At 65.6% G+C, this 250-nt stretch carries 1 protein-coding gene; it reads left to right on the forward strand.

Annotation, left to right across the window (positions count from 1 at the left end; all coding sequences use genetic code 11):
- Positions 1-250, forward strand: a 250-nt coding sequence (locus R0J88_RS22150; protein ID WP_410901193.1) for a gamma-butyrobetaine hydroxylase-like domain-containing protein, incomplete at both ends; no start/stop codon positions are given.

The following is a 250-nucleotide window of genomic DNA, read 5'->3' on the forward strand; positions in this document are numbered from 1 at the left end:
CCCAGCAGCCCGCATTCCGTCAGCCTGAAAGACCATGGACAACAACTGCATCTGAGCCACGCCGAGGGCGATCTGACCTTCGAGGCGCTCTGGCTGCGTGAGCGGAGTCCCGATGAAACGACGCTCGATTCCCTCACCGGTCAGCGCCTGATCGAGGCGGCGGACCTGCCGCTGGACCTGAGCCTGACTCAGGCGCAGCTGGATGGCGACACGCTGTCGCTGGCCTTCAGTGACGGCCATGCGGCGAGCT

It is taken from the genome of Pseudoalteromonas sp. SIMBA_162, from assembly GCF_046535955.1.
GTDB classification, from domain to species: domain Bacteria; phylum Pseudomonadota; class Gammaproteobacteria; order Enterobacterales; family Alteromonadaceae; genus Pseudoalteromonas; species Pseudoalteromonas marina.